Origin of the sequence: Marinobacter goseongensis (genome assembly GCF_023156235.1) — a bacterium.
GTDB lineage: Bacteria > Pseudomonadota > Gammaproteobacteria > Pseudomonadales > Oleiphilaceae > Marinobacter > Marinobacter goseongensis.
Map to the genome: position 1 here is coordinate 20,497 of NZ_JAKZAI010000011.1, position 21,016 is coordinate 41,512.

Annotated in this window: 19 protein-coding genes and 3 tRNA genes; 14 read left to right on the forward strand and 8 right to left on the reverse strand. The window is 59.3% G+C overall.

Annotated features, from left to right (window positions below; all coding sequences use genetic code 11):
* Positions 1-14 precede the first annotated feature (14 nt).
* Positions 15-1,391 carry an AmpG family muropeptide MFS transporter gene (locus MLC70_RS11330; protein ID WP_427902106.1) on the forward strand — a complete coding sequence of 459 codons (1,377 nt, stop codon included), beginning with the start codon at positions 15-17 and terminating at the stop codon, positions 1,389-1,391.
* Positions 1,384-1,695 carry an MGMT family protein gene (locus tag MLC70_RS11335; RefSeq protein ID WP_248183857.1) on the forward strand — a complete coding sequence of 104 codons (312 nt, stop codon included), beginning with the start codon at positions 1,384-1,386 and terminating at the stop codon, positions 1,693-1,695. Before MLC70_RS11330 ends, MLC70_RS11335 begins: the two co-directional genes overlap by 8 nt.
* A gap of 77 nt (positions 1,696-1,772) precedes the next feature.
* Here MLC70_RS11335 and MLC70_RS11340 read toward each other — a convergent pair whose 3' ends face one another.
* Positions 1,773-2,534: an SDR family oxidoreductase gene (locus MLC70_RS11340; protein ID WP_248183858.1), complete on the reverse strand. Its 762-nt coding sequence runs from the start codon at positions 2,532-2,534 to the stop codon at positions 1,773-1,775.
* A gap of 73 nt (positions 2,535-2,607) precedes the next feature.
* Between MLC70_RS11340 and MLC70_RS11345 the strand changes: the two genes are divergently transcribed.
* The 6 genes from MLC70_RS11345 (at position 2,608) to gspD (ending at position 9,202) form a co-directional block, all read left to right on the forward strand.
* Positions 2,608-3,150 carry an FxsA family protein gene (locus MLC70_RS11345; RefSeq protein WP_248183861.1) on the forward strand — a complete coding sequence of 181 codons (543 nt, stop codon included), beginning with the start codon at positions 2,608-2,610 and terminating at the stop codon, positions 3,148-3,150.
* 193 nt (positions 3,151-3,343) lie between these two features.
* Positions 3,344-3,631, forward strand: coding sequence for a co-chaperone GroES (groES, locus tag MLC70_RS11350; RefSeq protein WP_248183862.1), 288 nt, complete (start codon positions 3,344-3,346; stop codon positions 3,629-3,631).
* A 78-nt stretch (positions 3,632-3,709) separates the two neighbouring features.
* On the forward strand, positions 3,710-5,362 hold the full coding sequence (gene groL, locus MLC70_RS11355) for a chaperonin GroEL (RefSeq protein WP_248183863.1): 1,653 nt from the start codon (positions 3,710-3,712) through the stop codon (positions 5,360-5,362).
* A 205-nt stretch (positions 5,363-5,567) separates the two neighbouring features.
* Positions 5,568-6,359: a type II secretion system protein N gene (gene gspN, locus MLC70_RS11360; RefSeq protein WP_248183864.1), complete on the forward strand. Its 792-nt coding sequence runs from the start codon at positions 5,568-5,570 to the stop codon at positions 6,357-6,359.
* The gene (locus tag MLC70_RS11365) at positions 6,359-7,213 is read left to right on the forward strand and encodes a type II secretion system protein N (protein ID WP_248183865.1); all 855 of its coding nucleotides are present in this window, start codon (positions 6,359-6,361) and stop codon (positions 7,211-7,213) included. Before gspN ends, MLC70_RS11365 begins: the two co-directional genes overlap by 1 nt.
* Before the next feature lie 33 nt (positions 7,214-7,246).
* The gene (gspD, locus tag MLC70_RS11370; RefSeq protein ID WP_248183868.1) at positions 7,247-9,202 is read left to right on the forward strand and encodes a type II secretion system secretin GspD; all 1,956 of its coding nucleotides are present in this window, start codon (positions 7,247-7,249) and stop codon (positions 9,200-9,202) included.
* A 7-nt stretch (positions 9,203-9,209) separates the two neighbouring features.
* Here the strand turns inward: gspD and MLC70_RS11375 are convergent, their stop codons facing one another.
* The 6 genes from MLC70_RS11375 to purE form a co-directional block, all read right to left on the reverse strand.
* Positions 9,210-11,129, reverse strand: coding sequence for a M48 family metallopeptidase (locus MLC70_RS11375; protein ID WP_248183869.1), 1,920 nt, complete (start codon positions 11,127-11,129; stop codon positions 9,210-9,212).
* An 11-nt stretch (positions 11,130-11,140) separates the two neighbouring features.
* Positions 11,141-11,728, reverse strand: a complete 588-nt coding sequence (locus tag MLC70_RS11380) for a LemA family protein (protein ID WP_248183870.1) — start codon at positions 11,726-11,728, stop codon at positions 11,141-11,143.
* A gap of 58 nt (positions 11,729-11,786) precedes the next feature.
* Complete coding sequence (locus tag MLC70_RS11385; RefSeq protein ID WP_248183871.1) at positions 11,787-13,847, reverse strand: putative bifunctional diguanylate cyclase/phosphodiesterase; 2,061 nt, start codon at positions 13,845-13,847, stop codon at positions 11,787-11,789.
* Positions 13,848-14,103: 256 nt separating this feature from the next.
* Positions 14,104-14,682 carry a superoxide dismutase [Fe] gene (gene sodB / locus MLC70_RS11390; protein WP_248183874.1) on the reverse strand — a complete coding sequence of 193 codons (579 nt, stop codon included), beginning with the start codon at positions 14,680-14,682 and terminating at the stop codon, positions 14,104-14,106.
* A gap of 71 nt (positions 14,683-14,753) precedes the next feature.
* Entirely contained in the window at positions 14,754-15,872 is a 1,119-nt protein-coding gene (locus MLC70_RS11395) for a 5-(carboxyamino)imidazole ribonucleotide synthase (protein ID WP_248183875.1), read from the reverse strand.
* 36 nt (positions 15,873-15,908) lie between these two features.
* Positions 15,909-16,400, reverse strand: coding sequence for a 5-(carboxyamino)imidazole ribonucleotide mutase (purE, locus tag MLC70_RS11400; protein ID WP_248183876.1), 492 nt, complete (start codon positions 16,398-16,400; stop codon positions 15,909-15,911).
* 159 nt (positions 16,401-16,559) lie between these two features.
* Here purE and MLC70_RS11405 point away from each other — a divergent pair, with 159 nt between their 5' ends.
* The 6 genes from MLC70_RS11405 to MLC70_RS11430 all read left to right on the forward strand — a co-directional run bounded on the left by MLC70_RS11405 (position 16,560) and on the right by MLC70_RS11430 (position 19,396).
* Positions 16,560-17,528 (forward strand): hypothetical protein, encoded by a 969-nt coding sequence (locus MLC70_RS11405; RefSeq protein WP_248183877.1) that lies wholly within the window; start codon positions 16,560-16,562, stop codon positions 17,526-17,528.
* 132 nt (positions 17,529-17,660) lie between these two features.
* Positions 17,661-18,572 (forward strand): DUF2846 domain-containing protein, encoded by a 912-nt coding sequence (locus MLC70_RS11410; RefSeq protein WP_248183878.1) that lies wholly within the window; start codon positions 17,661-17,663, stop codon positions 18,570-18,572.
* 105 nt (positions 18,573-18,677) lie between these two features.
* Entirely contained in the window at positions 18,678-18,890 is a 213-nt protein-coding gene (locus tag MLC70_RS11415; RefSeq protein ID WP_248183879.1) for a hypothetical protein, read from the forward strand.
* Between the two features lie 175 nt (positions 18,891-19,065).
* Positions 19,066-19,141, forward strand: a tRNA-Val gene (locus tag MLC70_RS11420).
* Between the two features lie 88 nt (positions 19,142-19,229).
* Positions 19,230-19,306 (forward strand) — tRNA-Asp (locus MLC70_RS11425).
* A gap of 14 nt (positions 19,307-19,320) precedes the next feature.
* Positions 19,321-19,396 (forward strand) — tRNA-Val (locus MLC70_RS11430).
* A 180-nt stretch (positions 19,397-19,576) separates the two neighbouring features.
* Here the strand turns inward: MLC70_RS11430 and MLC70_RS11435 are convergent.
* On the reverse strand, positions 19,577-20,983 hold the full coding sequence (locus MLC70_RS11435; protein ID WP_248183880.1) for a 3-oxoacyl-ACP reductase: 1,407 nt from the start codon (positions 20,981-20,983) through the stop codon (positions 19,577-19,579).
* Between the last annotated feature and the right edge of the window lie 33 nt (positions 20,984-21,016).

The window sequence follows — 21,016 nt, forward strand, 5'->3', positions numbered from 1 at the left end:
GAACCCGCCTGGCCTTGTTCAGGGACGCACTCCACACCTACACCCGCTGGCAGGTAATTGCGCTGCTGTTTCTCGGATTCTCCGCAGGCCTGCCGTTTCTGCTGGTGTTTTCCACGCTGAATGCGCGGCTGGCGGATGTGGGGGTAGAGACCGCCACCATCGGTTTTTTCAGTTGGCTGGGCATTACCTATTCCATCAAGGTGTTCTGGGCACCGGTGGTGGACCGGCTCAAACTGCCATTGCTCGACCGGCTGTTGGGTAAGCGCCGTAGCTGGATTCTGTTGGCCCAGGCAGGGATCGCGACCGGGCTGTATCTGATGGCCCACGTGGATGCGATCACGGCCCCGGAAATGATGGCCCTGTGCGGCCTGCTGGTGGCGTTTTCCTCCGCCACTCAGGATGTGGCCATTGATGCCTACCGCATCGAGATTGCCGAGGAGCGCCTGCAGGCAGCCCTGGCGGCAACCTACATCTTCGGTTATCGGCTGGCACTGCTGGTGGCCGGGGCCGGTGCGCTTTACCTGGCGGAATTCTGGTCCTGGCAGGTGTCCTATGAGGTGATGGCGTTGTTGGTGGGCGTTGGTGCCATTACTGTTCTGGTGGTGCGTGAGCCTCGGGTAAACCATTTCGCCGCCGCCCAGGACATCGCCCACAAGATCGAGCACGAAGCCAGCAAGCGCGCCCACCTGAACCCCCGCGTGGCGCGCATGATCGGCTGGTTCTACGCCGCCGTCGCCGGCCCGTTCCTGGATTTTTTTCGCCGCTACAAGGAGTTGGCGATCCTGATTCTGGTGATGGTGGCGGTCTACCGGATATCCGACATCGCCATGGGGGTGATGGCCAATCCGTTCTACCTGGACTTTATGGGGTTCAGCAAAACCCAGGTGGCGGATGTAACCAAAATCTTCGGCTTCTTCATGACCATCGCCGGCTCGCTGTTAGGCGGGGTGATGGTCGTGCGATACGGTGTTCGCAATATTCTTCTGCTGGGCGCGATCATGACGGCGGCCACCAATTTGTTGTTCGTGGTCCTGGCGCAGTATCCGCCAAACATTTATACCCTGGCGGTGGTGGTCAGCGCCGATAACCTCAGTGGCGGTATCGCCAACGTAGCGTTGATCGCCTGGCTCTCCAGCATGACCAGTGCCTCCTTCACCGCCACCCAGTACGCACTGTTCAGCTCTCTGATGACTCTGCCGGGCAAATTCCTCGGCGGCTTCTCGGGCATTGTGGTGGCGGACTTCGGCTACGCCCAGTTCTTCCTCGTCGCGGGCTTTATGGGGGTGCCCGCCATCCTGCTGGCCATCTTTATGATCCGCCAGGGGGCTCGGCTGGATGCTTTGGCGCCCCGAAAAGAGGAAGCGGAGCCCGTTCCAGAACGCTATGCCTGAACCCACCAAAGAGCAAAAAATCTGGCAGGTAGTCGCTGCAATACCATCCGGCTCCGTCGCCAGCTACGGCCAGGTCGCTGCCATGGCCGGTCTGGGCCGACAGGCACGCTTCGTGGGCCGCGCCTTGGGTAAATTGCCAGCGGGCCACTCAATCCCCTGGTTCCGGGTGATTCGCAGCAACGGCCAGATTGCGTTTCCACAAGGCTCCGATCCTTACGAAACTCAGGTGTACCGATTGCGAGAAGAGGGCGTGGAAGTCCTAAACGGTCGGGTTGCCATGCGGAAGTTTCAATGGCAGTCGTGAGGTGGTAGGGCCGGGACCAGCCCTCACACCAAAAGCCAGCCCCCGGTTCAAGAGGGCCGGCCAGGGAGTCAAAACGACTAGAGCCGCAAAGCCCCATCAACCTCGATCATCCGCCCGGACACATAATCGTTCTCGAAGATAAACGCCGCCGCGGACGCAATCTCCTCCGGCTTGCCCATGCGCTTGAGCGGGATACCGGCGGTCATTTTTTCCAGTGCTTCCGGCTTCATGGAGCCCGTCATCTCGGTTTCGATAAAACCCGGGGCAATGCCCATGCAGCGGATGCCGTAGCGGGCCAGCTCTTTGGCCCAGACCGGAACCAGTGCAGAAACCCCGGCCTTGGCGGCGGAGTAATTGCTCTGGCCCATGTTGCCGGCGCGAGAGATGGAGGCGATGTTGATGATCGCACCCTGGTCGCCGTTCTTGATCATCTGGGTGGCGGCTTCGCGGCCGCACAGGAACACGCCGGTCAGGTTTACATCGATCACCGCCTGCCACTGGGCCAGCTCCATGCGCTTCTCGACCTGGCCGTCCTTTACCTTGACCATCAAGCCGTCGCGCAGAATGCCGGCGTTGTTGACCAGGCCGTTGAGGTGGCCGAAGTCGTTCACAATGGCTTCGAAGGTTTTCTCAACGTCTTCTTCTTTGGCGACGTTGCAGACATAGCTTCTGGCGTCCACACCGGCGGCTTTACAGGCAGCGACGGCTTCGTCCAGCTTTTCCGGCATCAGGTCGATCAGTGCCAGTTTGGCGCCCTTGCCAGCGAAGTATTCGGCCATGGCGCGGCCCAGGCCCTGGCCGCCGCCGGTGATTGCAATCACGGAATCTTGAAGTTTCATGTTTTGCCCTAATTGAGTTCTCAGGTGGATTTACGTTTTCTGTGCGTCTGCGTGGTTTTTATGAGGAGGCATTTTGCCCGTTTTCCTGTTTCTTTTCATTATTATGCCCATCGCCGAAATGGCGGTGCTGATCAAGGTCGGTGGTGTCATCGGCGTGTTGAACACCGTCGGCCTGGTATTGCTGACGGCGGTGGTGGGTGCCTGGCTGCTTCGTCAGCAAGGGCTGGCGACGCTGTTGCGGGCGAACCAGCGGCTGAACAGCGGTGAGCTGCCGGCGAAGGAAGTCGCCGAAGGGTTGATTCTGGCGGTGGGCGGCGCTTTGTTGCTGACCCCGGGCTTTATCACCGACACCATCGGCTTCCTTTGCCTGCTGCCCGGTACCCGTCACTGGTTTGTCGCCCAGGCGATGAAGCGCATGGTGATGTCGGGGCAGGGCCGCAGCTTTCACTTCCGCGCCGGAGGAGGCCAGGGGCCGTTCGGGCCGGATCCGTTCGGCGGGCAGGAGAGCCCCTTCGAACGCCAGCAGCCGTTTGGCCGGGACGCCAACGGCGACATCATTGAAGGCGAGTACCGGGATGAGACCGAGAGTGACCGGGATCGCATCGAAAAAAAGTGAAAAATTTTTAGCACCGGGTGTTGAAAACACCTTCAGGCTACCCCAAATAGGACTCACAAGTTCGCTGCGGGTCTTTAACCTCCGAAAAACAGGCGGTTAACGGCCGGGCAATTTGTCGGATTACGCTTCGCTAATCCGACCTAAATCAACAATGTCATTGCCACATTAATCTGACTATTGGAGAAACCGAGCAATGAAAATTCGTCCGCTACACGATCGTGTCGTCGTACGCCGAAAGGAAGAAGAAGAGAAAACTGCAGGTGGCATCGTGCTGCCGGGTAATGCCAAGGAAAAGCCGTCCCAGGGTGAGGTTCTTGCCGTGGGCAATGGCCGTATCCTCGACAACGGCGAGACCCGTGCACTGGCGGTCAAGATAGGTGACACCGTGGTTTTCGGTCAGTACGCCGGTAACACCGTCAAGGTCGATGGCGAAGAGCTCCTGATCATGAGCGAGAACGACATCTACGGCGTGCTTGAGTGATCGCTGAAGCGACCGGCACGAACTCTCATTAATCCGATTGATTCAACGATTTCGGTTTAACGAACAGGAATTGAAGACATGGCAGCAAAAGACGTTAGATTCGGCGACAGCGCGCGCAAGCGCATGGTTGAAGGCGTTAATATCCTGGCAGACGCCGTCAAGGTAACCCTCGGCCCGAAAGGCCGTAACGTGGTTCTGGAGAAGTCCTTCGGCTCCCCCACCGTGACCAAAGACGGTGTGTCTGTGGCCAAGGAAATCGAGCTGAAAGACAAGTTCGAGAACATGGGTGCTCAAATGGTCAAGGAAGTGGCTTCCCAGACCAACGACACCGCCGGTGACGGCACCACCACCGCGACCGTTCTGGCTCAGGCCATCGTTCGCGAAGGTATCAAGGCGGTCACCGCCGGCATGAACCCGATGGACCTCAAGCGTGGTATCGACAAAGCCACCATCGCCGCGGTTCAGGCGATCCGTGACCTGTCCAAGCCCTGCGACGACAATCGCAACATCGCCCAGGTGGGCACCATCTCTGCCAACGGCGACGAGAGCATCGGCAAGATCATTGCCGACGCCATGGAGCGTGTGGGCAAGGAAGGCGTGATCACCGTTGAAGAAGGCCGTGGCCTGGAAGATGAGCTCGACGTGGTTGAAGGTATGCAGTTCGACCGCGGCTACCTGAGCCCATACTTCATCAACAATCAGGACAACATGTCCGCCGAGCTGGATGACCCGTACATCCTGCTGGTCGACAAGAAGATCTCCAACATCCGTGAGCTGTTGCCGGTGCTGGAAGCGGTAGCCAAAGCTGGCAAACCGCTGCAGATCATCGCTGAAGACATCGAAGGCGAGGCCCTGGCCACGCTGGTGGTGAATAACATGCGCGGCATCGTCAAAGTCAACGCCGTTAAGGCGCCCGGCTTTGGCGACCGTCGTAAGGAAATGTTGCAGGATATCGCCATCCTGAGCGGTGGTACTGTGATTTCCGAGGAAGTAGGCCTGACCCTGGAGAACACCACTCTGGACGACCTAGGTACCGCCAAGCGTGTCAACGTGACCAAGGAAAACACCACCCTGATCGGCGGTGCTGGCGCCCAGGGCGATATCGAAGCCCGCGTTGAGCAGATCCGCAAGCAGATCGAAGACAGCAGCTCCGATTACGACAAAGAGAAGCTGCAGGAGCGTGTGGCCAAACTGGCTGGCGGCGTCGCCGTCATCAAGATTGGTGCCGGTTCTGAAGTGGAAATGAAAGAGAAGAAAGCCCGCGTTGAAGACGCGCTGCACTCTACCCGCGCCGCGGTTGAAGAGGGCATCGTACCGGGTGGCGGTGTGACCCTGATCCGTGCCATTGCCGCGCTGGACAAGGTTGACGTCATTAACGAAGAGCAGAAAGCCGGTGTGAACATCCTGCGCCGCGCCATGGAAGCTCCGCTGCGTCAGATCGTGACCAACGCCGGTGGCGAAGCCTCCGTTGTGGTAAACAACATCCGCGCCGGTGAAGGCAGCTACGGTTACAACGCAGCGACCGAAGAATACGGCGACATGCTGGAAATGGGTATCCTGGATCCTGCCAAGGTGACCCGTTCCGCGCTGCAGGCCGCTGCTTCCGTGGCGTCTCTGATCATCACCACAGAGGCGATGATTGCTGACGAACCGGAAGACGAGAAAGCCGGTGGCGGCATGCCCGACATGGGCGGCATGGGTGGAATGGGAGGCATGGGCGGCATGATGTAAGCCCCCTTGCGTACTCCGCTCCGCTGGTGAGGAAACTCTGCTATCGGAGCCCCGAAGAACCCGCACGGTAACGTGCGGGTTTTTTTATGCCCGCGTGTCGGCGTGATCTGACAAGAAAAACCGTCACCTTTGTGCATTTCCTTCATGACCTGCCATATTCCCTTTGCTAGACTCGGCAACCAGCCTTTTTTGAACGTGTCGCCGAATGACTGAATCCGCACCCAAAGCTTTCCTCCGCCCCGGCAAGGTACTTCTGCTGGTTCTGGCGGGTGTGCTTGTCTATCTGGTTGCGTTGGTTGTCTGGGTGCCCGCAGGCTGGGTGTGGCATCAGGCGTCGGCGTATGTCACTTTGCCGCCTCAGATTCAGGTCCGCCAGGTGTCCGGTACGGTCTGGAGCGGGGCGGCCGGTGTGACGGCTGCCGGCTATCCGGTACGCGTCAACTGGGCTCTGGGCTGGCCATCGCTGGCCTCTCTGCAACTGCCGGTATCGCTGACCATCGCGTCATCGCAATCGTCGCTCAACGGTGACGTCACCGTGGGCTGGCCGGCCACGGTCAATCTGGCAGCCACTGGCCGCATTGCTGTGGCCGAGTTCGAGGATCTGATCCGCCAGAGCGGTGGCGCGATGATTGAAGGTGATGTGTTGGTTGATCGCCTGCAGTTGAGTCTGAAAGACAACCGTCTCGCGAATGCCAGTGGTTATGGCCGCTGGGGCGGAGGTCTGGTGACCTGGCCCATGGGCAATCAGACCGGGCAGGCCGTGTTTCCGGCTATGGAAGCGGATCTGTCCACCTCCGACGGCGGGTTGGCGCTGGTTGTGAGTGAGCAGGGGGGCGAAGGCCCCGCTGCGGATGCGAACATACTTTGGAACGGCACCCTGGAGCTGCGCGTCTTCAAGCGCATGGTGGACCTCGCTGATCAGCCCTGGTCCGGGTCGGCTCAGCCCGGCGACGTTATTTTCCGGGTTCGGCAACCACTGTTGCCGGGGGGGCTGTGATGGCAACGCTTCCGGTGCGCGCCCAGGCCCGAGTGGCCCGCTCCCTGGCCAATATTCTGTTGGTGGCGCTGACGCTCTATCTGGGCATGACCCTGGCCAAAATGACCTGGTTAATGGCCTGGAACGAGCAGCCCGTGGCTGCCAGCCCGGTTGCACAGGGCTTGAATGGTGGTAAGGGCAGGGCGTCGTCCACCGCGATTGCCAATTACGAACTGTTCGGCAGGCTGGAAGGCGAGTCGCGGGTTGCGGAGGTGGTGCGCCGCTCGGCCCCGGAGACTGGCCTGCGATTAAGGCTGGAAGGCGTGTTGCTGGCGGAGCGTCCGGAGGACTCTGGTGCTATAGTTGCTGGAAGTAACGGTGAGACAGCGCACTATCGTGTGGGTGACACACTGCCGGGCAACGCTGAGCTCGCGGAAGTCGAAACTGGGCGCATTCTGATTCGCCGCAACGGTCGTTACGAATCTCTTGCCTTTGACGAGCAAACCGGGGATGACACTCTGGTTGCGGACGGGTCTCCGGGACCGGCGGACACGTCGCCCGACGAGTTTCTGGCCAGCGCGCGGGAACAGCTCGACAGCCAGGGCGCCGCGGCTCTTGCCGCCTACGGCTTGAGCCCGGCGGACGACGGCGGCAGCGCCGGATATGTCTACGATGGTTCCAATGCCATGCTCAATGCGGTTAACCTCAGAGCCGGGGATGTGATCACCGCGATCAATGGGCAGCGACTGGGTGATCTCGAGCAGGACAAATCGTTACTGGAAAGCTGGCGGTCGCAATCCCAGCTGGACATTGAAATTGAACGGGACGGAACTTTCTTGACCGTGAGCTATGCCATACCCGAGCAGTGGCGCTGACCGGGTTCATCAATAACAGGACGAAATCGCCAGATGTATAACCATAAGACGAATCTGTTGCGGGCCATAGCGTTGGTCCTTTTGATGCCACTGATGTCGGTCGCTCATGGGCAGGACCAGACCTGGAGACTGAACCTGAAGGACGCCGATATCCGGGCCTTTGTCACCCAGGTGGCTGATATTACCGGGTACAGTTTTGTGGTGGATCCCCGGGTCAAGGGTAAGGTAACCGTGCTCTCCAGCGCCCCGATGAACAAGGATGAAATCTACGACCTGTTTCTGGCGGTGCTGCAGGTGCATGGCTTTACAGCGATTCCGGGACAGGAAGTGATCAAGGTGGTCCAGCAGGTAGACGCCAAACAATCCGCCGAATCGCTGGACCGGTTCTCCGAGGTGCCCTCTGAACAGCTGATCACCCGGGTGATCCAGATTGACAACGCCAACGCCCTGGAGATGGTGCCGATTCTTCGACCATTGGTGGCAAAATACGGCCATCTGGCCGGCGTTGCGGCGGCCAACGCGCTGATCATCAGCGACCATGCCTCGAACATCCGCCGGATCGAGCAGATTGTTCGTGAACTCGACAGCCCCTCCAAGTACGAAGTGGAGGTGATTCAGCTGGATGAGGCCTGGGTCGGCGACATGGTCGAACTGTTGCAGGAGCTGGCGCCGGACGAGCTGGGCAAGTCCGGGGGTGAAAACGCCGCCCGCAAATACAGTGTGACTGCGGATGAGCGCAGTAATCGCCTGATCCTGCGGGGCGATCAGACCTTCCGCGATAAGATGCGCGGGCTGATTCGCAAGCTTGACCAGCCCGCCGCCAGCGGTGGCACCACTAAGGTCATTCGTCTGAAACACGCTAATGCCAAAGACCTGACGGAACTGCTCAGTGGCGTGATGGGCGAGCTGGTCGAGGAAGCGAGCGGGAGCAATGGCTCCGGCTCGGGATCCTCCGGTCGGCGCAACACCAGCTTCTCTGTGTTTGCAGATGAGGGCCTGAACGCGCTGGTTGTGCGCGGTGAGCCGTCGCTGATGCAGGAGGCGGAAATGATCGTGACTCAGCTGGACGTTCGTCGGGCACAGGTGTTGATCGAGGCCGCCATCGTTGAAATCAGCGATGAGCTGGGCCAAGACCTGGGGGTTCAGGTTGCCATAGCCGATGAGTCCGGCGAGTCAACACCGATCATCGGTTCCAACTTCGGCAACGTCGGTCGCAGCCTTGGGGATGTGCTCAGCGCCATCCTGACCGAATCCGCGATTACGCCAGCCACCGGGGGTATTACCGTGGGTGCCGGTCAGCGAGACGAGAACGGTCTGAGCTGGGGCGTTCTGCTGCAGGCGTTGTCTACCTCTGCCGCCGCGAACCTGCTGTCCACGCCGAGTATCCTGACGCTGGATAACCAGGAATCGGAAATCATCGTGGGTCAGAACGTGCCGTTCCGAACCGGTCAGTCCACTGTGACCGGCGACGGCACCACCAATCCATTCACCACCATCGAGCGCCGGGATATTGGTTTGACTCTCAAGGTTACTCCCACTATCAGTGCGGACGGTCTGGTGCGGTTGGTGGTCGAGCAGACGACCGAGAACATCGCAGACAGCGTTGAAGATGCGTCAGACATCATCACCAGCAAGCGCGAGATCAAGACCACGGTACTGGCCGATGACGGCGAAACCATTGTGCTGGGTGGTCTGATCCGGGATGACCTGATGATCAACCGCAGCAAGGTGCCGCTGCTGGGCGACATTCCGGTACTCGGGCGGCTGTTCTCCTCAGAATCGGAGCGCCGCGTAAAGCGCAACTTGTTGGTGTTCCTGCGTCCCAAAATCATGCTTGATAAGGCCGACGCGGTGGCAATGACCAGCGAGAAATACAACAGTTTGTGGGAAATCAATCTGGGCGTGCGTAAGAAACTTGGCCTTCCCGAGGTGGATGAACGCCCGGAAATTGAAACGCTGTTTAATCCGGGAACCGAGCGAATTCAGTAACAGAGTATCAGGCGGCCAGTGGCGGCATCGGGCAATCCAGCTGATCCGCCACCAGCCTCATCAGTTCGTACTCGGCAGTATCCACACGGCCATCGTGGGTGACACAATGCCCGCATGCGTCGATAACCGCCGGTTTCAGCAGAGGGGATAGCCGGTTCAGCGTGTGCAGGGCCTCCTGCAGTTCCTTCAGAGAGACTCTGGGCGCCAGCTGGCTCTCCCCCTCCGATGACGCGAAACCCGCCATGGCCTGCTGGTAAAGGGCCTCTGCGCCGTGTCCGTTCTCAGCTCCGGCGCGCGCCAGCAGACTCATCAATACCCGCAAGGCCGGCAATACCGCTTTATAGTTCCGGTGCGTCACGGGCACCACCCGCTGAGAGTCGGCCGCCAGGTGGCGATTCAGAAAGCTGCTCATGGCCAGTTCAAACAGTGAGACTTTACGGTCAGCGCGAATCAGGTTACCAACCGCAGCTTGCAGCCCCGCCCGCTCATCCGAATCCAGTTTGCGCAGTGCCGGCATTGCCAATTCCAGCGCCGGGAAGCGAAGTCGCTCGCCCTGGCGCTCCAGAGTCGGAAGAAACTTGTCCAGCAGGTCTCGTTGCGGGCCGAGCAAAGGATGTGCGTCAATTCGCGCCAGGGCCGCGTCCTGTTCGGAGCGAGGCAGGGAGTAGAGCAGCAGGGCATAACAGAGCTGGACCGCTCCGGCCCGGGTATAGAGCAGGCTGCGAAAAGTAGCCGGCAGGTTGGCCAGCAGATCAACAGCGTAGTATTCACCGGCGGCCGATGCCGAGCCCACCTGACGAGAAAAACCACTGGCAGGGGTGCCGGCAAAGCCCGATGCCTGGGCGGGGCGTTCCGCCGACGCTGAGGGTTGCCGGGTGTGTGATGGTCCTGGTGCGGCTTCTGTGTCGCGGAGGCGACTGCGCAAGCGGGCCAGCATGCCGGGTTGAATCGCATGGATGCGCTTTTCGATGGGCGGATGGGAGGCCAGCAGCGATGACAGCTTCATCCGGGCGCTTTCACCGAAGCACATGTGGTTCATGTCACTGGCGTGGCTGGTGGTGTCCAGGTAGCCGCCCTTGAGGCCGATCTTGAACAAGGCGCCGGCAATGCCCTCCGGATTGCGGGTGAACTGCACTGAGGACGCGTCCGCGAGCGTCTCCCGTTGCCGCGATACCGCGGCCTGAATTAGCCGGCCAAAAAACACGCCGATGTAGCCAATGATCAACAGGGCCAGGCCGATCAATCCGATGGCGGCCTGGCCGCGGCCATCTCTGGATGATCTCGAGGATCGGAATGACGCAGCCCGCAGCAGAAAACCGCCGATCTGGCCGAGCATGAGAATGCCAGCGAGAATGGCGATCAACCGCACGTTAAGCCGCATGTCGCCGTTGAAGATGTGGCTGAATTCGTGGGCAACCACGCCCTGAAGCTCGTCACGGGTGAGTTGGGTCAGCGCTCCGTGGGTCACCACCATCACTGCTTGACCGGGGCTGTAGCCGGCGACAAAGGCATTGATGCCGGTTTCCTGATCCATCACGTACAGGGTGGGGACGGTGACGCCGCTGGCGATCGCCATTTCCTCGACAATGTTGCGCAGTTTGCGCTCGTCAGCGTCTCGGGTGTCCGGGTCGATTTCCCGGGCACCGACCATCTTCGCCACCCGTTCACCGCCGCCGGCCAGGTCCACCCAGCGCACCAGCGACCCGCCACCAATCAGCAGCACGACAGCCGCGGCGGTCAGGAGGCCGTGCTGGCTGAGCAGCCAGTGGTGGAAGGCCAGTCCGGAGCTTTCGCTGCGGGTGACAAAATACCCGACCACGCACACTGCCAGGGTAATCAGTGTGACGGCCACCAGGAACAGGGCAACCAGTACCGAAGTGTTGCGCCGGGCACTGGCCTGGCGCTGGAAGAAACCGGGATGAGCCATGAGAGCCTGCTTCAGAAGGCGACTTTGGGCGCCTGGCGGGCCTCAGGCGATTCCAGCTCGAGCTGGGCGGTCGGTTTGAAGGCCAGCAGGCCGGCCACGACGTTGTTGGGGAACTGCTCGCGAAAAATGTTGTAGCCCATCACGCCATCGTTGTAAGCCTGGCGTGCGAAGGCCACACGATTTTCGGTACTGGACAGCTCTTCCATCAACTGTTGTACGGTCTCGTTGGCCTTCAGCTCCGGGTAGTTCTCAGAGACCGCGTAGAAGTTTGCCAGTGCCTTGGTCAGCAGGTTTTCAGCGGAGCCCAGGCGTTGCATCTTGGTGCCTTCTCCGGGGTCCCGGGCGGCGTCCTTTTGGGCGCTTACGGCGTTATTCCGGGCTTCCATGACCGCGGTAAGGGTATTGCTCTCGTGGTCCATGTAGGCCTTGGTGGACTCCACCAGATTAGGAATCAGGTCGTGACGGCGCTGAAGCTGCACGTCGATCTGGGCAAAGCCGTTCTTGAACTGGTTGCGCAATGACACCAGGCGGTTGTAGATGTAGACAACGTAGAAAACGGCAACCGCGATAACGGCAATGCCAATGATGGTGGTTCCCATGGCGACTCCTCAAACGGAATGGGGTGGCTCAGGCGGCGGCGCCCGATGCCTTGTGTGATCAGACGTTATTTTCCATTAATTTCTGGTGAAAACCAGCTACAAAGGTCTCAAAATCTCGGGGCAACAGGGGTTTACTGAAGAAATAGCCCTGCGCCAGTTTGCAGCCACGCTGGGTCAGGTAATATTCCTGTTCGGCCGTTTCCACCCCCTCGGCGACCACCGAGAGATTCAGGCTCTTGCCCAGATCAATAATCGTGTTGGCGATGCGGGTGTCTTCCTCGTTCACCAGAAGGTCACGAATGAACTGCTTGTCGATCTTGAGGTGCTGCACGGGCATCCGCTTCAGATAGGTGAGGGAAGAATAGCCGGTGCCGAAGTCATCCACGGCGATGCTGATGCCGGCTTTGTGCAGCCGGTGCAGCTTGGCCACGGCATCTTCCAGGTTGGTCATGAAGCTGGTTTCGGTCACCTCCAGTTCCAGTCGACCGGCGGGAATGTTGTGGCGCTTCAGAGTGTTCAGAACATCATCCACAATGCTGGGCTGGCGCAGCTGAACGGCGGAGAGGTTCACCGCAATCCGCAGTGGCATGCTTTCTTCGGCCCACCGTGCCGCCTGCCAGCACGCCTGATCCAGCACCCACTGACCAATCTCGACAATGGAGCCATTCACCTCGGCAATGGGTATGAAGTGATCGGGTGGTACCAGGCCTTTCTCCGGGTGCTCCCAGCGGATCAACGCCTCGGCGCCGATGATGCGACGGGTCTCGAGGTTGATCTGGGGCTGGTAGACCAGGTGGAACTGGTGACCGGCCAGCGCTTGCGAGAGATCTTTTTCCAGCTGCTTCCGCTCGCGGATTTCCTTGTCGATACTGGCAACGTAGAACTGGAAATGGTTGTGGCCGTGCTGTTTTGCCAGTGCCATGGTCTGCTCTGCACTCTGGAGGAGCCTGTCGGGTTCGCGGGCGTCTGCCGGGAACATAGCAATGCCAAGGGTAGCCGTCATAGAAATGGCCTGGCCCTCGAAGACCATTGTTTCACTGATGCTTGCGAGTATCTGATCGGCGGTCTTTGCCGCCTGATATCCGTCATGCAGGCCTTTCTCGACGATACCGAACTGATCGCTTCCAAGCCGTGCGAGGGTGAACCGACTTGCCCCGAGGCGTTGGGTCAGCCGATCGGCCACGGTCTGCAACAGCAGGTCCCCGGTACGGAAACCGCATTGCTCATTTATCGACTTGAAATCATCAATACCACAGACCACCAGAGCGAGCACGTGACGCTGTTGCTGGGCTTCGTCAAGGTCAGCCTGCAGCAATTCCATAAAGGTCTCACGGCTCGGCAACCCGGTTAACTGGTCATATCGGGCAAGGCGATTGACCCGGTCCTCTGCTTCCCGATGGCGCTTCTGAGTCTCCCCGATAGCGATGAGCAGGTTGTTGGTGGCGTTGACCCAGAGGCCGAGTTCGTCTGATCGGTGTCCACCTGGGAGCACGATAAGGCGATCTTCGGGCTGTGCTGGATCAACCAAAGTAACGGACTGGACAATACGCATCAGCGGGCGGGTGAGCAGAAGGTAAAAAACAACGAATAAGGCCAGACCCAGGACGATGGCAATGGCGATGCCCGATGCGAAAGTGACCGATGCGCGCTCCAGCCAGGTGCGGGCAGCATGGGCGGTGTCGTAGTGGATGTCGAGATGGCCGTAGACCGTGCCGGGACTTCCATGCCGTGACAGCGCCTCGCGATAATGACGCTCTGGCGCAAAAATGGGATCGGTTATCGGTCGGAAGGCACTCATTTGCAGCGGTCGCGTCCCCTTACCGAGCGGCTCACCATCGGGGTGGGTAATGCGGGCCATGCGAATGGCTTCCTGCGCAAACAGGCCGTCGACCACTTGCTGGGCTAATTCATCATCGATACTGAAAACGGATTGCGTCGCGGCATCGCGGACAAGGGCAATGGTTTGCTGCGCTTGCTCATCCAGAGAGCGGGATACTCCGCCAGCGTCCAGCGTCACTTGAATCGCGCTGACGACCACGCCAGTCACCAGTGCAACGCCCAATACCCAGCGCAGGACTCGATAGCTCAGGTGATTTTCAACCACGAATGCTTTCCGCATGGAGGCTCGATGTGATCCATTGCCCCTGTCCCGACCCGAAGAACGAAAACGCTATTCGCGGACCTGAGGCTGGTTGTTGTTTTAAAGTATGGTTCAGTTTCGGATTGCTGCATTCAGTATCGACAATTTTTTTAGAAGTTTGCAGGGGGCAGGTGTATCAATTTGTAAGGTTTTTGTAGGCCGGACACAGAAACGCCCGCGATGACGCGGGCGTTTCTGTCAGCAGGGCGAGCCCTGCCTGGTGCTGCAAGCCGGATCAGGCGAGGTTTTCGTTCACGAAATCCCAGTTGACCAGCTTCCAGAATGCCTCGAGGTAGTTCGGGCGGGAGTTGCGGTAATCGATGTAATACGCGTGTTCCCAGACGTCAACGGTCAGCACCGGCTTGTCGGCGCCGGTCAGCGGCGTTTCGGCATTGCTGGTGTTGGCGATAGCAACGCTGCCGTCGGCCTTCTTCACCAGCCAGGTCCAGCCGGAGCCAAAGTTGTTGGCGGCCTTGTCGTTGAACTCCTTCTGGAAGTCCTCGAAGGAACCGAACGCTTTCTCGATCGCGTCTTTAGCGGCGCCGGTCGGCTCACCACCACCGTTCGGGCTCAGGCAATGCCAGTAGAAGGTGTGGTTCCAGACCTGTGCGGCGTTGTTGAACAACGGGCCACTGGCGCTCTTGATGATGTCTTCGAGCGATTTGTTGGCGTTGTCGGTACCTTCAACCAGGCCGTTGAGCTTGGTGACGTAGGTGTTGTGGTGCTTGCCGTAATGGTACTCAAGCGTTTCCTGAGAAATATGCGGTTCCAGTGCGTTTTTTTCGTACGGCAGTGCGGGAAGTTCAAATGCCATGAGGTCGTTCTCCCTGTCTCTCTGTTTATGTGGATGTACGTAAGTTCAATATAAGGGCGATCTGGGTCAGATCAACCCCTTGGTGTTAAAGAACTTTTAAACTCGGGACTACCGGGAAGAAACTGTGCGCAATTCTTGACCCGCCAAACCAGTTCGTCGTAGCTGTCTGCCAGAATGTTCACATGTCCGAGCTTGCGGCCCGGACGCTCCCCTTTGTTGTAGAGGTGAACATGAGCGTAGGGCAGTTCCAGCATGCGTTCAACGTCGCCGTGCTCGCCAATGATGTTGATCATGCAGCTGAAGCCCCGCGGCGCCACATTACCCAGCGGATGGCCGCTCACCGCACGGATGTGGTTTTCGAACTGGCTGGTCATGGCCCCTTCGATGGTCCAGTGTCCCGAGTTATGAACCCGCGGGGCCATTTCGTTGGCGACCAGGCCATCCGCGGTTTCAAACAGCTCGAGAGTCAATACGCCCACATAGTTCAATTCGTTCAGTAACGCTTTGATGTATCGCTCAGCGTCTTCCTGTACGTGCATCTCGAGCTTCGGCGCAGGGGCAATGGAATAACGCAGGATGCCCTCATGATGAGTGTTCTCGGCCATCGGGTAGAAGGCGAGGGCGCCGTCTTCACCGCGCACGGCGATGATCGACACTTCCCGATGGAAGTCGACAAACTTTTCCACGATCAGTCGCGGGTGGCCGATGCTGTTCCAGGCGGCTTCGGCGTCTTCCGGGGTTCTGAGCACGGCCTGGCCCTTGCCGTCATAACCTTCGGTATTGGACTTGGCCACCACCGGGCAGCCGAGGGCTTCGGCTGCCTCTCTCAGGGATTCCGCGCTGTCGGCAATCTGCCACTCCGGCGTCGGGATGCCCAGTTGACCGAACAGGGTTTTCTCGGCTTCCCGATTCTGGCAGACCTGCAATGCGCGGGGGCAGGGGTGCACCGGCTTGCAGGTGGCGATTTTCTCTGCCACCTCGACCGGGAGGTGTTCGAATTCGTAGGTGACGCGATCAACCCGGGACAGGAAATCGTCCAGATACTGACCGTCCCGGTCGATGATGACTTCGCCCAGCCCGGCGCTGGGGCTGCCGGACATGTCATAGAAAACAAAAGTCTTGGCCAGCGGGTATCCGGCCAGTGCCAGCATTCGTCCCAGTTGGCCGGCGCCCAGTACACCAATTCTCATCTGTGTTCTCCTGCCTTTCAGCTCGGTTGATCCGGTTTACTGATCGCTGGGGTCGGGATTGTCCAGAATCGTCTGCGTCTGGGTGTCCCGGAACTCATCAACGGCTTTGCGCACGTCATCGCTGAACGTGCCGATTATCTGCGCGGCCAGAAGGCCGGCGTTGGTGGCGCCTGCTTTGCCGATCGCCAGTGTGCCCACCGCAATGCCCCCTGGCATCTGCACGATGGACAGCAGGGAATCGAGACCGTTCAGGGCCTTGGACTGAACCGGAACGCCGAGCACCGGCAACGAGGTTTGTGATGCCACCATGCCGGGCAGGTGAGCCGCGCCACCGGCGCCGGCGATGATCACTTTCAAGCCGCGGTCCGAGGCGGTTTTCGCGTAGTCGAACAGCAAATCCGGCGTGCGGTGGGCAGACACCACTTTGGTTTCAAAGGGCACGCCAAGCTTATCGAGCATATTGGCGGCGTGTTCCATGGTGGGCCAGTCCGATTTGGAGCCCATGATCAGACCTACAAGCGGCTGCATATGCCACAGTCCTGTGTATGTTGGAAAGCCGGCCATTGTATGTTTTGGCTAATTACCATGCAAACCATGCTTTGTTGACGGGCTGTCATTTCAATGAATCGTTGAGAGCGGGTATTATCGGGCGTTGTTACCTGAACCGTCCATATTCCGGGAGCTGTAATGGAACCAATCCGTCCAGATGACGATGAACTGCGCGCCGATCCGCCTATCGGCGGCGCCAGGAAGAACCCTGAGCCTGCTAAAAAGCACGCCGGGCAGTCGAAAAAAACAGGCGGAGGCATGGGTAACGACGGCGGACCCCGCGCGCCGCAATCCGGCAGCGGTGGCAATGGCGGCGGCCGGCTGGGCGTCTGGCTGGCGCTGGTGCTGGTAGCGGCGGTTGCCGGAGGCGGCTGGTTCACTCAGGCGCAGCAGATTGAGGCGCTGGAAGGCCAGCTGGAAGAGGCGGATTACTGGGCGCGGCAAAGCAAGTTGGCGCTGGCACGGTTTGAGGGGGATCTGTCTGAAACCGGCGAGAATCTGGAAGAGCGGGGGCAGTCGATCGAGCAGAAGCTGAGCAATCAGAACGAACGGCTGGATACCGCCGACAGTGAAATCCGCAAGTTGTGGGCCATCGCCAATGAGCGCAACAAGAAGCGGTTGGACGATCATCAGGCACGTCTGGAGACGCTGACCGGGGAGTTGGCACAGGAGGGTGATGCCCGCGAGGGGCTGGCCGCCTCTATAGACAGCCTGGAGTCCTCGCTGACCGGTGAGCTGGCGTCGCTGAAGACAGAGCTGGAACAGCAGGTCGTAGCGTTGAAAGAGTCGACCGAACAGGCAGATAAGCGCCTGACGGAGCTGAATTCGGCCCTCGATGGTGTGGACCAGCTGGTGGATGGTCGTATTCAGCGATTCGAGCGGGAGCAGAAACTGGGTCTCGATGGCATGGAAGGGCGTATCAGTGCTCTTGAACGCACCGTGGAGAATGTCGCCGATGGTTCTGCAGTGAACTCGGTGCGCACCGAGTTGAACCGACTGAAGGAAACCGTCGAGTCGATTGATGCTTCGCGGTCGCAACTGACGTCGCGCCTCGTGCGCCTCTCCGAACAGGTGGATAACCTGCGGAATCAGTCCGCCAGCCAGTAGCCTAAGGCGGCCCGGTTTCCGGGCCGCTGGGTTTGTAACAGTTTGTATTCATCTCTTGCGGTAGCTCTCAGTTCTGCCGTTTTGCAGTTGTTATGATCGGGCAACTCGCAAAAGGATGAAGAGTGAACAACAATGAAAACCCGATTGCCTTTCGCCCAGCGCCGTGTCACCGCGGCGTTCATTCCACGAGCCTGTCGCTCGCTGCGGTTCCCCGTCGCCGTTCTCGGCCTGGTGGTTCTGACGTCCGGTTGTACGGTCTATCAGTCCATTGGCAAGAGCGTCGGGTCGTTCCTGCATCCGGTGTCCGGGCACGATTTTGTCCATATCGATAACGATCAGTGGAACCAGAAAAATGCCCTGATCTATTTTTACCGGACCCATTCCCAATGGGCGGCGGATGAGATTGAAGCCCCGAGCGTGTACGTGGACGACAAGCACTATTTCAACATCCGCAACGACAGTTTTACTTGGCTTGAGGTCAGCCCTGGTGAGCGCCACATCGCCATGCGCCGCCCGCTGCTGGGGCTTGAAGGGCTCAATTCCTTCAGCCTGAGCCTGATTGCCGACGCTACTCTGCGGGTCGAGGCCGGGCGCGTCTATTACCTGCGATACAACGAGTTGATCGCCCCGGAGCAACCCCATCCGGATCTTGATCCCGAGCACCCGCTGGCCCAGGGTGATCTACAGTTGGTACCGCGGCAATACGCCATGCAGGCAGAGGAGCTGGTGTCCACGCGCTTTCTGAACAGTGACCTGCTGGCGCCGAACCACGCTGCGGTTTCCATCGCCAAGGTCAATGAGGATTTTGACTACGCCCGCAAAATGGAGTTGCTGGAGGAGGAGCGAGAGCTGGAAATCAAGCGGCTGAAGAAGGAGGGCAAATACGATTCGCCCTCCTGGCTCTGGCCATTCGGTGGTGGCCCAACAGTGCCCCTTGAGGCAGACGGTAAAATCCGCCAGTTGGAGAGCGAGTATGCGGCCATTGAGAATGAGCGGCAGCGACGGGCCGAAGCGGAGAGTTCTGGCGGTTGGTGGATCTTCTGACGGGGTGATTGACTGAAGCGACATCAGGTGTGAGCAAAGTCACAATTGTCGAAATTCGATAGCGTTACTACACTGTGGCTAGTTACACACACAAGGTAAAAGGATATGTCGTTTAAGGATTCGTTGCGGCAGCGGTTGGAGACGTTTCGGCGTCGCCTGGATCAAGTCAATCGCTCGCTTGCCGAAAAGGCTTTGCCGGGTGACCGCAAGTTCAGGGTCAGCGAGTTGTCGCTGCGAAAGAAAGCACAGGACGCGGGCCAGAATGGACCGGTGCTGAAAGTGGTGGAGAGCGATAAGCGGCGTGGCCCGTCTTCCTGACGATCTGGTCAAAAAGTGCCCGCTTTTTAATCGGTTGCCGCTTTATCCAGAAAATTTCCGGAAAATATTTGACACCGTCGGACAAATGCTTAAAATGCGCGTCTCACTTGATTGAGACAGCAGCGCTGACTCAGCAGATCGCGAAAGCGATGAGTGAGAGCAAAGCATGAAAGCTGGGTGGTTAGCTCAGCTGGGAGAGCATCGCCCTTACAAGGCGAGGGTCACTGGTTCGATCCCAGTACCACCCACCATCTTTCATGTGGCATCACCGGGCTACCCCGTCCGGTTTCAGGTTTCAGCTTGCCAGGCTTCACGGCCCCAAAAGGTTGAAACGGATGCGGAGCGGTAGTTCAGTTGGTTAGAATACCGGCCTGTCACGCCGGGGGTCGCGGGTTCGAGTCCCGTCCGCTCCGCCAACTCTTTTATTCCCGGGTGGTTAGCTCAGCTGGGAGAGCATCGCCCTTACAAGGCGAGGGTCACTGGTTCGATCCCAGTACCACCCACCATTTTCCCCTCGAAGATTTTTCGCTCACCGTGCTGCATGGCTGTCGGTGTTTTTGCGTGTCTGAGCGGTTGGTTTGTTGGATTACGCCTTCGGCTAATCCAACCTACATCAGGACCAACGCCAACACCCGTAGGTCGGATTAGCCGAAGGCGTAATCCGACACCACGATAAGACTATCGCCTTACTTGCCAATCAACGATTGTCCGCATACCCGTACCACGTTGCCATTGACGCCGCTTGAGCCCGGGTTGCAGTACCAGGCGATGGCCTCGGCCACGTCCACCGGTTGGCCACCCTGGGACAGGCTGTTCATCCGCCGTCCGGCTTCACGAATGGTCATGGGCATGGCGGCGGTCATCTGGGTCTCGATGAAACCGGGCGCAATGGCGTTGATGGTGATGCCATTCTTCAGCTGCTTGGCCATGGCTTCCACGTACCCGATCACACCGGATTTCGCGCAGGAGTAGTTGGTCTGGCCAAAGTTGCCGGCGATACCGCTGATGGATGAAATGCACACGATGCGGCCATTTTCCCGCAGCAGTTCCCGGTGCATCAGTTCTTCATCGATCAGTTCTTCTGCCGTCAGGTTCACCGCGATGGTCATATCCCAGAAATGCTCCGGCATGTTGCCGAGGGTTTTGTCGCGGGTGATGCCGGCGTTGTGGATCACCAGATCGATGCCACCGAAATGCTCTTCCACAAAGTCCGCAATCAGCTTGGGGGCCGCCGCATCAGTGATGTCGCAGGCCAGGGCCTTGCCCTTGATGGCATCGGTCACTTTCTGCAGTTCTTCCATCGCCGGCGGGATGTCGAGGCCAATCACCGTTGCGCCATCGCGGGACAGGGTCTCGGCAATGGAGGCGCCGATACCGCGGGAGGCACCGGTGACCAGCGCGACCTTGCCAGACAGCGGCGCAACCGGATTGGTGGCCGGCGACGCCACGCCTTTACCGACACGGGCAACCTGACCGGACACGTAGGTGGAACGCGCAGACAGGAAGAAGCGGATGCTGGAGTCCAGCTGCTTGTCGGCACCGGGTGCCATCCACAGCAGATTGGCGGTGGCGCCTTTCTTGCCGATTTCCTTGCCGACGGCACGAACAAACCCTTCCAGCGCCTGTTGGGACGCCGCCTGGGCCGGCTTGCGGCAGGTTGCAGGATCCTGTCCGATCACCAGTACCCGGGCGTTGCCGCCGAGCTTTTTGATGGTCGGGCGAAAGAAATCATAGATCGCCCGCAGCTCGGTGGTGTCTTTCATGCCGGTGGCATCGAACACCAGGGCCGAAAATTTCTGGCTGATGTCGTCGCCCAGGGTCAGTGGCTGGGCCTTGTTGCCAGCCTTCGCTGAATCCTTCAGAGTATCTATACCGTCCGCGTGATGCACCTTGGCGGCGCTGGCTCCGAGAACGCTGCCAATGGCGGCGATGGCCTTGGCGCCAGACGCCGCCCCGACCAGAACATCACCCTCGATAAAGGGCTGGTCAGACCGCTTCCAACGGGCCAGCTGAACCGGGGAGGGCAAGCCCAGGGTCTGGGCGGTGGTTTTGCCCACCGGCGTGTTGACGAATTTCAGATAGAGGTCAGACATAAGAGCTTCCTTTTACACTTAAGCGTTTAACGG